Origin of the sequence: Bartonella sp. MU70NMGDW (assembly GCF_042194085.1) — a bacterium.
In the GTDB taxonomy this organism is placed as follows: domain Bacteria; phylum Pseudomonadota; class Alphaproteobacteria; order Rhizobiales; family Rhizobiaceae; genus Bartonella; species Bartonella grahamii.
This window is the reverse complement of sequence record NZ_JBHIMK010000030.1, coordinates 8247-20017: the sequence shown is the minus strand read 5'-3', so window position 1 is coordinate 20017 and position 11771 is coordinate 8247. Positions and strand designations below refer to the sequence as shown.

At 39.1% G+C, this 11771-nt stretch carries 12 protein-coding genes, 1 tRNA gene and 2 pseudogenes; all 15 read left to right on the top strand.

Translation table 11 applies throughout. The features are described 5' to 3' along the window. Positions 1-276: 276 nt before the first annotated feature. Positions 277-1359: a quinone-dependent dihydroorotate dehydrogenase gene (locus tag ACFIKE_RS04605; protein ID WP_375648501.1), complete on the top strand. Its 1083-nt coding sequence runs from the start codon at positions 277-279 to the stop codon at positions 1357-1359. 139 nt (positions 1360-1498) lie between these two features. After that, positions 1499-1575 (top strand) — tRNA-His (locus ACFIKE_RS04600). A gap of 634 nt (positions 1576-2209) precedes the next feature. Continuing rightward, positions 2210-2437: a hypothetical protein gene (locus ACFIKE_RS04595; protein ID WP_375648500.1), complete on the top strand. Its 228-nt coding sequence runs from the start codon at positions 2210-2212 to the stop codon at positions 2435-2437. A gap of 88 nt (positions 2438-2525) precedes the next feature. Continuing rightward, complete coding sequence (locus ACFIKE_RS04590; RefSeq protein WP_375648499.1) at positions 2526-3425, top strand: hypothetical protein; 900 nt, start codon at positions 2526-2528, stop codon at positions 3423-3425. Between the two features lie 292 nt (positions 3426-3717). After that, entirely contained in the window at positions 3718-4554 is an 837-nt protein-coding gene (locus ACFIKE_RS04585; RefSeq protein WP_375648498.1) for a hypothetical protein, read from the top strand. Next, entirely contained in the window at positions 4547-5434 is an 888-nt protein-coding gene (locus ACFIKE_RS04580; RefSeq protein WP_375648497.1) for a hypothetical protein, read from the top strand. Before ACFIKE_RS04585 ends, ACFIKE_RS04580 begins: the two co-directional genes overlap by 8 nt. A gap of 2 nt (positions 5435-5436) precedes the next feature. Then, on the top strand, positions 5437-5814 hold the full coding sequence (locus ACFIKE_RS04575; RefSeq protein ID WP_375648496.1) for a hypothetical protein: 378 nt from the start codon (positions 5437-5439) through the stop codon (positions 5812-5814). 63 nt (positions 5815-5877) lie between these two features. Then, positions 5878-6351 (top strand): hypothetical protein, encoded by a 474-nt coding sequence (locus tag ACFIKE_RS04570; RefSeq protein WP_375648495.1) that lies wholly within the window; start codon positions 5878-5880, stop codon positions 6349-6351. 315 nt (positions 6352-6666) lie between these two features. Then, the gene (locus tag ACFIKE_RS04565) at positions 6667-6960 is read left to right on the top strand and encodes a hypothetical protein (protein WP_375648494.1); all 294 of its coding nucleotides are present in this window, start codon (positions 6667-6669) and stop codon (positions 6958-6960) included. Next, on the top strand, positions 6951-7748 hold the full coding sequence (locus ACFIKE_RS04560) for a beta-hydroxyacyl-ACP dehydratase (protein WP_375648493.1): 798 nt from the start codon (positions 6951-6953) through the stop codon (positions 7746-7748). The genes ACFIKE_RS04565 and ACFIKE_RS04560 overlap by 10 nt, the downstream gene beginning before the upstream one ends. Then, positions 7736-8293, top strand: coding sequence for a hypothetical protein (locus tag ACFIKE_RS04555; RefSeq protein WP_375648492.1), 558 nt, complete (start codon positions 7736-7738; stop codon positions 8291-8293). Before ACFIKE_RS04560 ends, ACFIKE_RS04555 begins: the two co-directional genes overlap by 13 nt. Before the next feature lies 1 nt (position 8294). After that, positions 8295-8798 (top strand): hypothetical protein, encoded by a 504-nt coding sequence (locus ACFIKE_RS04550; RefSeq protein WP_375648491.1) that lies wholly within the window; start codon positions 8295-8297, stop codon positions 8796-8798. 432 nt (positions 8799-9230) lie between these two features. Continuing rightward, the gene (locus ACFIKE_RS04545) at positions 9231-9386 is read left to right on the top strand and encodes a hypothetical protein (RefSeq protein WP_375648490.1); all 156 of its coding nucleotides are present in this window, start codon (positions 9231-9233) and stop codon (positions 9384-9386) included. 736 nt (positions 9387-10122) lie between these two features. After that, positions 10123-10266: pseudogene (locus ACFIKE_RS04540) on the top strand (DUF2924 domain-containing protein); the annotation flags it as partial. 1102 nt (positions 10267-11368) lie between these two features. Next, positions 11369-11771: pseudogene (locus ACFIKE_RS04535) on the top strand (site-specific DNA-methyltransferase); the annotation flags it as partial.

The window sequence follows — 11771 nt, the reverse complement described above, 5'->3', positions numbered from 1 at the left end:
TGAAGAGCCATTGATGTTTCAATCCATGCTGCATTCTATAAGATTAGGATTCACATTTTAATCTTTAAAAAATGTCGAAAAAGAGAAACGTTTTTTAAGAATAAAAATTTTTTATACAGTATACATCAAATAAACATGTATGGCTATTGTGTAATGAATTTTCTTCTAGAAGGGAAATGTTATTTGGATAATATGCTCTCTTTGATTGGTGATCTTTTGTGTTAAAAGATATAGGTGAGGTGCGATAGATCATTTTTATGTTGTGGAGAAGGATTGATGAGTTTTTTTCGTTGTATTGGCCGTTCTGCCTTATTTATGTTGGATCCAGAGCAAGCACACAGTTTAGCGATTCTCGGGCTGAAAAGTGGATTAAATGGCTGTCAAAAGGTTATCGATAAACGTTTGTGTGTAACTGTTTCTGGTCTTGAGTTTGAAAATTTTATTGGTTTAGCAGCGGGATTTGATAAAAATGCAGAGGTTGTGGATGGTATTTTTCGTTTAGGATTTGGTTTTACTGAAATTGGGACAGTGACACCAAAGCCTCAGATTGGAAATCCTAAACCACGGCTTTTTCGTTTAAAAGAAGATGAAGCGATTATTAATAGAATGGGCTTTAATAATGATGGACATCAAGTTGTTTACAACAGATTGCGTGCGCGTAAAAAAACTGGTGTTGTAGGAGTCAACATTGGAGCCAATAAGGATACGGTCGATAAGATTGATGATTATACTGTTGGTATTGCTCATTTTTATGATGTTGCTGATTATTTTACGGTTAATATTTCTTCTCCCAATACACCAGGTTTACGTGATTTACAGGCCCGTGACAGTTTGCATCTTTTGTTGAGTGCAGTTTCGCAAGCGCGAAATGAGCAAGAGAACAAGCATGGATTCTCCATTCCTATTTTTTTAAAAATTGCACCCGATTTATCAGAGAAAGAATTAGATGATGTTGCTGAAGAAATAAAACTTTCTGATTTTAATGGACTGATTGTTTCTAATACAACTCTTGCACGCCAAGGTCTTAGCAATAGTCACCTCAGTAATGAAGAGGGGGGGCTTTCTGGACGTCCACTTTTTGAGCGTTCTACTATTGTGCTTGCAAAAATGCGTCAAAAATTAGGGAAGGAGATTGCAATTATTGGTGTTGGCGGTGTAAAGGATGCACAAACCGCTTTGGAAAAAGTAAAAGCTGGTGCAGATTTAATTCAATTATATAGTGGGATGGTTTATGAAGGTCCAAATCTTGCTATAACTATTCTGCAAGAGATTTTGCAGATGATGCAACAAGACGGTGTTGATAACATAAAAGACTATCGTGATCATAGTCTTGAGCATTGGGCAAAATGTTCTTTGTAAAAAAACGCTTTTTTCTTCACAAAAAATTGCGAGATTTTTTTAAAGGGGCTTGCAAACTTTGTTGATCTTCCTTATGTCACATAAGCGAAGAATAAATGTTTACGAAATCGTGAACAGTTATGATACATTTGCTTTTTATGCGGTTGTAGCTCAGTTGGTTAGAGCGCTGGTTTGTGGCACCAGAGGTCGTAGGTTCAAATCCCACCAACCGTACCATTTGTCTTGTTACAACTTTTCTAATTCTTATTTTTGGCGTTTTGTGAGGCGGTTAAAAGCCGTGCTTGGCGGGCTTTTTTGCGTGTGAGCTGTCACGGAGCAGAGACCTTGCGCGGATGATTTTTCTCAAATTTTGTCCAAAACGGAATGATACGATCAATAATCGCTTGAAATATAAACGGGTTAACTAAATCTATAATTCTGATTGCAATTGCAACAATAAATATCTCTATCAGTATATTTACATACTTTTAGTATATTTTGTAAACTAAGAGAATCTTATTTAACTTTCATTATTATTGCTCATAATATAAACTATTAAGTTTAAACACATAAAATAAGTAAGCATAAATTTACTAAAATATGCCATATTTTTGACACAATATCCTTGATTTTGTCAACTATATATTATAAACGCGAACTTGCATGAAAGTGCATTCATATCTCTAGGGGGTGTTTCGGTGGTTGATTATGGGTAGGCCATTTTGGCGCGGGGACATAAGTAACCTTGGGGGATTTATTTATGCACTAAATTGGAGAAAATAAATAGGAAGTTCAAATCGTTCGCACGATTATTGCAGTGCCGATAATTTTAGTAGCAAATATAACTCTGGTACTGCGTTTGGTAGCAAGTATGGTGGTAAGGTTGGCCTTGCGGGTGGTTTTTTCGCAGGATGGGCAGGGGGGGCGTAATCCTATGGCTACCATGACCTCAGCAGGCTTTGGGCAAATTGTAGGCAATGAATTCGGAGACACCATAGGCGGTTATCTTGGTTATGGTATGGCTGCTGCCCAGTGTGGCACACAGTTTTTGGGTCAATCTTTTGCTAATTCAGGTGGTGGGATGTTGATGCACTTTTGATGTAGTTCTTTGGGTTATCCTAAAGCCTAGAACGGTGGTACTGTAAAAGGTGCCACCTTTATGTTTGGAATATTGCACAGGAGGAGCTATGGGCGCGTTTGGTTTAGTGCTCGCTTATTTTTGTTTGTGTTTTGGCATGTATCTATTCTTAAAAACTATTGCTATTAATGGAAAAAGCATGTTAGGCAGGGAGAACATAGTTGCATTCATAGTGGTGGCATTGGTTGCTCCTCCCCTCATGTATGTCTTTGAGTATATAGTTGGTGTGCCGATAACATCTCCTCATGTTGCTATAATTATGTTCTTTCTTTCTTTTTGCATTGAATTTATACCCAATATAGTAAACAATATAAAATGCTTTAGTTTGGCCATTATCGCAAGTTGCCCCATTTTTTTCATCGCAGCTGGTTTTATTGTTATGAGTGATGACCTTCTGTTAGATTTTTTTGATCTGCAGCTTTCGAGCTATATTTATTTGCTTTTCATTATTCCGTTGATGATAGGGGGGGCTCGCTATGTCCTAATTGCTAAAGCTTTGAAGGAAAAATCTATGTCAGTGCTAGATTTAAGCATTTGTATTGGCTGTGGGTTTGCCATAGGCATCTTTTTTGTGTCATCACTGCTTTTATCAGACCTTCGAGAAATCTATCAACAGATAGGTTTTGCAAACAGGGAGGCAGTGAAAAAAATGTTTGATTATGCGGTGTTTGGTTTCGCTATTCTAACGGGCCAAGTTTTTTTGACATTTTTGATGGTTCTCTTTGTTACTACAAAGAAATATTATTGGTTGCTCCTTGATGTTCTTGCAGAGCTGTTTTTTAGCCTCTTTGTTTCTTATTATGTAGCGTTTGTTCATACAGATGATGACTATAGAATGGTTATAAGGTGGATTTGTTTGCTGTATGTTGTTTATGTGTACGCGCGTTACATTAAATCAAAGAATGTGAAGCTTAGCGTGATTAACCCGTTTAAAAAGAAAACTGAGTGAGAAGACAGGAGACTATAGTTCTTTGGGTTATCCTAAAGCCTAGAGCAGCCAACCCAGGAGGGGCAGTTTCTGGAGCAATAGTAGGCAGGGTCCCGTGGCGCAGCCGCGGGTATTGCTAAAGCTAGTTAGGATTGTGTTCGCTCTAAGTGGTGAAATTGTTGTTTGACCTGGCTTTTTTAACAAGGTAAAGGACCCTGCTAAGGGGTACGCTATCAGCCTCTTAGCAGGGAGTTTTTCTCCCGCAATAATATCTTGGTATGCTTGGGAGGGCAAGGCGCTTTAAGGAAATTATATGTCTGACTTAATTTTTGGAATGCTGCTTAGTTTTGGGATAAGTTCCAGCCCTCGTCTCCTTAAAAACAATGGCTTGTTGGGTGAGCGCGTCATTTTGGGGGGGCTAGCTGGCCTTTCCTGCGCTATCATCTTCGCTTATCCACATAGTGAAAGTGGGCTTCCAGACTTATCTTTACTTTTGGTATGTTATCTTGGCATTCTTTTAATTCTGCACGAGCACTACTTATATAAATATTTAGTTCTTGGGTTCTGTGGTGCAGTTGCTACCTTGTGTATTGGGGCAGGTTTTGTATATTTGAGCTCTTTGTTGCCATTGCCTGCTTTGTCTGCTGCTAATAATAGCCAGCAGCAGGTGGTGCATTACATGAGTTTGGTTGCTGCAAACTATCCCTTTTTTATCCTTTTGATATCAGTTTTAACTGCAGAGCTTTTGCGTTTGTGGTTGCTTCGCGTATATAAGCCAGAATTAGCTGCGCGTGAGGTCCTTTATTTCGGGCTGGGCTGTGGGGGTGTTCTAGACTTATGCTATAAGACCCTCCCAGCTCTTTTTCTTTACTTGAATTACCGTGTTGATAGGGCGCCACAAATGGTGGGCTATGTCGCATTTGAATCTTGTCCACAAGCGATCAGCTATCTTATTGCCGCGGGCATGATTGTATTGATGCATGTTGTAAATACGCGTTTTATGTATCTTGGTTTCCAAGATAAGCGCAAGGTCTATTTCTATCTGCCTTTTGTAATTCATTTTGCGGTTGGTCTTTTGTTTATGTTTGACATTTCTTCAGGCTATGCAATATTAATAAATTCTATTTTTGAGGTTTGCAATAATGCTTGACAAATTGACATTATCTGTTATCGGCGCCGTTTTTTGTCTGGTGCTGATTATTTTTCCTTTGATGAAGAAAAAAACATTGGTTGAACATTTGGTTTTCTTGCTCGTTGTTTTGTGTCTTGTTTTTCTTTATGTTTATGGCGCTACGAGTTATTTTCCTTATTATGTTTTGGCGCTTTCGCTTATATTGGGGTACCGCTGGTTACTCTCTTTGGTTAAAACGTTTAAAGGCACGAAGGCGATTATTGGGTCAAGCGCTGGTTGTTATGTGCTTTTGATTTTTTTTCTATACGGCTTTATGCTTATGATAGGCAGTTTGATTTTAGATTTTTCTGCTTATAGTACGCCTAATATTGTTTTTGCTGTTGGTCTATTCCCTATAGGCATGGCGATTATGCAGTTTTTTTTGCTCTCTCATTGGGTGGCAGAAGATAATGGCAATGGTGTAGAGGCAGGACTGGGCGTGGGAATGGGGATTTGGGGGGATGCTATAGGGCTTGTACTGCTTACATCTCTACCAGAAGCTGTGAAAATCCTAAAAGGGGCCTTTAGTCTTGATAGGGATGCCTTACTTTCTTTACTTGAGACGGTAATATATTATGCGTTTATTATAGGTCTGAATCTTTTATCAACTTTCTTAATGCTTGTGGTTTGTCTTGACAAGAAATGGCGTTTTTTTGTTCTTATCCTGCTTTTACAATGCTTGGCGGCTTGGGCGCGCTTTTCATGGCAGGCCGCTGAGCCAGAACTTCTTGCAATTGGGCATTATACAATCGCTACTATTCTTATGTTTGCTCTTATGCGGCAAATTTATGATTTTGTGCAAGACAGATTATCCATGAAGAAAAATAGCAGTTACGTTGTAGTAAATGAGGGGGCATAATAATGTTGGTTTTATTTATTACTTCGCTTCTCGCAGGCCTTATTTATGGCGCTGTCATTTATAATTTTTTTCGCTCTACGTTTAGTTGGATAAATGTGCTGTTGAGCGGCATAGTTTTTGGGGTGATTGTTCTGTTAGTATGGCGTTACTCGGAAACAGAACATAAACTTGATGCCTTACGTTTACTGCAAGTGCTTGGCGTTGTTTTTCTTCTATGTGTGTTTCATCATTTTCTGAAGTTCAAATTGGTTGTCGCTGGTGCTGTGGGATGGTTTGTTGCTAGCTGCATTGCTGGCGGGCTTATTGCTTTTTGGGAGCAATCTGTAATAAAAACGCTTTATATGATGAGTATTGTTGAAACCAAGAGTCGTGCAGAGTAGGGGCTGGCGCTTGTTTTTTTATTTTTAACATTTACGGTTTTTTTTGTTGTAGCAGAAGAAGCTATGCGTCGTTGGTTAGTTACTAAGTTTTATCGGTGCTCGCCTAGTTTTTTGTGGCGTTTGCCGCTGAATATTGGCATAGGCTGGGGGTTATGCGAATTAGTTTATAAGGCGCTAGGGCCTTTCCTTGTTTATAATGGCTGGCCTATTCGATCTAGGTTATTAGCCGGTGAATATGTAATTTTTTATTCCTGGACGCAAGCGAGTATTTTTTTGTGTGCTTTAATGAGCGTCATACTTATGCATATTTTCAATACATGCTTGGCGTATCGTGGTGTTGTTACGCGCTCTAAATTTTATGCGTGTGCGCCTTTTTTTGTCCACGCTATTGTTAACTGTTTCGGTGCAACAGTGATGGTTACAGAGAAGGTTTGGTTTAATGTTGGGGGCAGCTTGTTTATTCTACTTTGTGTGATATTGTTCGTATATTTTGAAAGCAAAAATCCTTTAATACAAAACATAAAATTGCGCGCTTAAAGTGTTGTAGAGTGATGAATAACTTTGCGTACTCTAAGTATGGCTAGAGAGCCTGATACGCGCTTTCTGTTCTGCAAAAAATAGAGAAGGTTAGCACCGACGTAACGCGTCCAGTACCAAGAGCGACGTCATTTCTGCACTAATTGGGGGGAGGGTGTGCTACTGGCCACGCGCATATGGGAGCCTAAAAATATGCTATCATGCGACTTTCTAGTGTCCTCCATGAGATTGAAGCTGGGAATCTTGAGGCGGTGGTAACGCATTATTGCAAAAACAAACCCTGGCTAGGGTTTGGTCATTCGATTATGCAACGGGATGTCCGGGTTGATTTCTTTTTTTTCACGCTTTCAGGCGCCTATGCGCCCCTTCAGTTCTCTTGCGCGATCTATTTTGGACAATACAGGACTGCAACCCAATGTCGATTTTCTAATTGCAAGCATCATGAGCAAACATCGGGCTGCTCCTGAGCTGGGATTGTTGGCTTTTTTCGTTTGTCGTATGCCTATACTTCTCGCGCACTATCAAGCGCGGTTTAGCACTCATTCCTTCGGTTTATCATCAAAGGATTTAAGAAAAAAATATAAAAAGGTCCCCCAATTATGGCTATAAAGCATCGCACCGAGCCAAATTTCTTGGGTATATGTCAGAGTATCACTTTAACCGCACCGATGCGTGCTTGCGGGCAAATCGATATTTCTCACTGGAATTTAGCCCATAACTATTTGAAACAGGGCTTGTTACTCGAAGCCTTGCATCAGTTTTCAGTTCGATTCGCCACTATGGTGGCTAAAAACTCGGATCTTACTTATCGCTATCTCCCTGTTATGGTTGAACAGTTTTTCTCTACCACCCATTTTGATAGCGATCGGTTATGCGTTGAAGGACATATTGAACGCATTAATGAGGCCTACCGTATTCACTGTAAGGCTAGCCCATGCGACAATGGAAAGGCCGTTATTGCGCAGGCAATCATCATGGTCAGTAAGGTCCGCTTCCTTGGCTCGTGTTCTGAGAAAGCCGCTCTTCCATTACTAGGTGATTTATGTAAGATTTCCTCCGTAACCGGAGATTCTTGTACTTTTTCCTTTAATGCGCATCACCCGCTTTTTGAGGAACATTTCCCCTCCCGCGCCGTATGTCCTGGTTCACTATTGATTGAGATGGTTCTGGCTTTAGCCACGCAGGGTAGGACGAAAAATATCGCATCTGTTGCGCTGAAAAAAGTAAAGTTCATTGAAGCAGTTTATCCGGGAGATACCTATCAGTTGACCATTAAACAGGATACAAAGTGTGAACCGGGTGGCGTTTTTTATATTCATACGGAAACTAAAAAACGAAGCACTTGCGGTAAGTTTTCTATCAAATATAAAAAGGAGGATGCACCATGTTTAACATAATAATCTCTTTTATTCCGTGGAGTATTTACTCCTGGGTTATCAATGGAAACGTTTTAACTCAGGTTGAACGCTCTCTCATCTTAACTGTGATTTTATTGTTCATTATTGCTGTGAATATTAAAATTGTCCGGCAGGGAGAACCCGTGATGATTACTAACATTCTGACAGTTATTGTCCTGTTTGTTAATTATTTCGCTGGATGGTCTACACTTTTACTGAACTACCCCACAGTTTTTTGCTATCTGTCACTTGCTCTGGTTTCATTGATTAGCTTGCTGGTAAAGAAACCCTTTACCATTTTTTATGCCAGGGCTGGTGTTTCTGAAGAAAAACGCAAACATATCCTCTTTTATCTCATCAATAAATATATTACATGGATTTGGGTAATCATCTTTTTTGCCAATGGTCTTCTAGTGGCTTTTTTTGCATGGACCCCCCAGATTTGGTTAATCACTATGGGTTTAGTTTGTGCTGGTATTCTTTTTTCTAAATATCTTCCTAACATCATGCAATATTTTTATCGCATCAAACATCATGGAGCATAATATGTCATTGTTTAATATTCTGACCGGAACCCCTTTATGGGCTTGGGTTTTGCTTATTTTTCTCATCGCGAGGGGAATAATCGCATTGAAAGATAGGGAAACGAAGGTTTACCGCCTTTTTCTCTTGCCGTTAGTCTTTCTTTTTTTGGGTGCAAGCGATGTGATTAACCAGCTGGCGTTCCCGCGCTGGGGAGCAATCTCAATGTTGGCAGGGCTGATGATCGGCGTTGGCGTTGGCTGGTTGCTCTGGCGTGCCACTCCGCGTTTAAAAATCAAAGAGGGAACGGATTTAATTATTCGGCATGGTACGCCGTTGACGCTGATATTTATTCTTATCGCTTTTGTCATCAAATTCACATTGATTGTTTTTCTCAATATTGAACCTGATTTGAAATATGCATTTGATTTTAACCTTCTTTTTGGTCTTTTAAGTGGGTTCACTGATGGTGTGTTTTGGGGCGGCACATTAAATTTATATATAGCATTTCGAAAGAATCCAAATTAATCCCTATACCATTAGCTGTGGGTGCTTCCCATTAGAACTATCTCAATAGAAGCTTATACCTAACAACAACGCTGCATACAAATGCAGCGTTGCCTCGTAGTTTCAGATTTTTTTATCCCAGCGCGTGAATACGTGACGGAAGTGATATATCTGACTATGCCCCCTTGGGGGAAGAGCGAGCCTAAAGGTTTAGAATGCTATGAGTTTGAGCTAGCTGGACTTTGAGCAGATGGTTTATCGCTCATGGGAAATCATTTTGTTTTACGATTCAAAAAGAGGATAGTGATGGTCTCATTGGCGTAGGTGGGCAAGAAAACTGTTAGCTTGGCAATGCGTCAACAATTTGTAGAACTATGTTGTGGAACCCATATGCAAAGCGGTTGCTATGATGGCACGATGCTTTTATCAAGCATTATGATATGGTAGGAACTGGTGTTTAAGGGTGCAACTGCGGTCACTGTACGATCCAATAGCATTACGTCTGAGTATTTAGGAGCGGTAGACTCTGTACAGGCTATGCGTACAATATGTGAAGCACGCTTGCGGGAATCAGTGTGTCATTATTGTGTTGTGCACGCAACCCTCTAGCGAGTACTTCATTGGTAAGGCTGTTTTTTGAAGCTAGTTGTAATTATCTGTGTGTTTTTAAAGAGAACGTTAGCACCGATGTATCGCGTGCAGTAGCATTTTCCTTTATAAAACTATTCTCATTTCTTTTGTTTCTTTAAGAAATCTGCACTTCTCAGCCTTTTTTGCATATGATCGATAACGTAGCTCAAGTTCCTTGAGACAGTGAATTTTTCTCTCTTTTTGCTAAAAATGCCCAAACCATCTTATTTATTCGAGACTTAGTTTAAGAAGGGATCTTCTAAATTTATTATTTTTTTCAATAGGATATAAATTTCTCGTTTTGGGTGCGCGGTAGACTTATAGCAGTAACAAGCTTAGGCGTATAGTTAGCAGATACCGTCATTATTGAGGAGTTTATTTAAATTGTGTTTGATCGATTGAGGTATACAGAAAAACGTGATCAATAAGCTTAGGTTTATTGGTTCTAAGCGTGGAGGGGGGTGAGCTATCCAATGCAAAAGAATAAATTGTTTTTTTGCGCTGAGCGTTGGTTATTTTTCGACATAATTGCATTTTGGTCTAACTTTGTGAACACACACTATTTCTGACTAATCGAGGAAATAGAACATTCATGTGTTGAGAGGATTAGACAATGAGTTGTAAACAATTAGAGCAAGAAATAGCCACTGTAAAGTATACGTCAATGTAGGAGTCCAAAGCCTTATGACACACTTATTTCAGTGACGATTATTTAGGACAAACGCATCATGTGCTTGTGGTGCCAAAAGGCTATCAATATGAGGGAAAGATTTACAAAAGCTTGAAAGCTATTGCCAAGCATATTACCGACATCAATTGGAATGGCCATTTATTTTTTGTCCTTTTAAGGCGTGGATGAGAGGATGACAGGGGACAAGAAAGGTGCTTAAACAAGCGATAAAACCAATACGCGGCGCTATATATAGACGTAAATTCACCGAAGAAGGCTTAGGAGTTTAACTCACTGGATGACAAAAAGAAGCAGGCGAAAGCTTTGTTAAAGCTTATTGTCATGAAGGTTGGCAATGAATACCAACGTTGTTGATAATGTAAAAATCATGCCGCAATATATTTAAGGAGTGAGTGCAAGAGATTAATACATTCCTATGGCAGATTGTAGAAGCATGGTTTGCGATCCTAATTATATGATTGGTAAGGCCAAATCATTCAGGGACAAAATGATAAGAGCTATATTTTATTATGAATCTGACGCACAGTATAAAACCTATAAAGGTAAAGCGTTTTATAGCATGGGGAAGATTTTCAACATGTTGTCGGACGTTTGAGGGTGTTTTTACCCTCCGTAAAAGGTATTTTAGCAAATCTTGCTTGCACGGACAAGGGAGAACTAGAAGTGGATGCCGACATAATCCCTTGAGAAATTGGTTTTTATTGCATCGAAATAAATGATGAAGAAATTTATGTTTTAGTTGACAGTGATAGTACTTGTATGTGCTTGACTAAGCCACATGTGACGCAATTTTAAAATTACCTATGGTGGCATGTCGTCAAATTGACGATACAGCTCTTCGATTTGTCAGAAATAGGACAAGGCTAAAAGATAGACATATTTTGGATGTGCTTGTGCCAATTGATAAGTTTACTGATAATGTTTGTAAGTGCCATAATAGCACACAAAAAAAATATAAAATTGCTGCCTTTATTATGCCAAACAGTGCGCCAATTTAGAGCGCGAAATTATTGCTCTTGCAAAGTAAATTAAAGAAAAGCAAAATGATCAAAATGTGGTAATGCGAATTGATCTAGCTGACTTGCGTAAGCAAAAAGAAATAAAACAAGCACAAGAAACTTTAAAAAATAAAGAGAACTGCTTATACGACACTTTGCATGGAAGTAAATTTGCAGAGGATACAGAAATAAATAGGATAAAAGGAATTGCGACGTACAAAAGAAATATTCATAGACATATTTTATACTAAGCGTAACGGAGAAGCGCAAAGATGAGTATAATAGCAGGTGAAGATAAAATAGAGGGCATGAGTCAAAGTCCAGTTAATCCAGACATAGAAAAGTTAAAAGCAGCCTTTCCGCAATGTTTTGCTGAGGGAAAGCTCAATATAGATCAGCTTCTTAATCTATGCGGCGAATATATTGATAATGATTTTGAGAAGTTCAAATTTGAATGGAAGGGCAAAGGAGCAAGTTTAAAGCTTGCTCAAAAGCCTTCATTTGCGACATTGCGCCCGAAGCGCGAGGAGAGCGTAAACTTTGATAATACACATAATCTTTATATTAAGGGCGATAATCTTGAAGTGTTAAAACTTATCCAGCGGGCTTATTTTGGCCAAGTGAAGATGATCTATATAGACCCGCCCTATAATACGGGGAATGATTTTATCTATG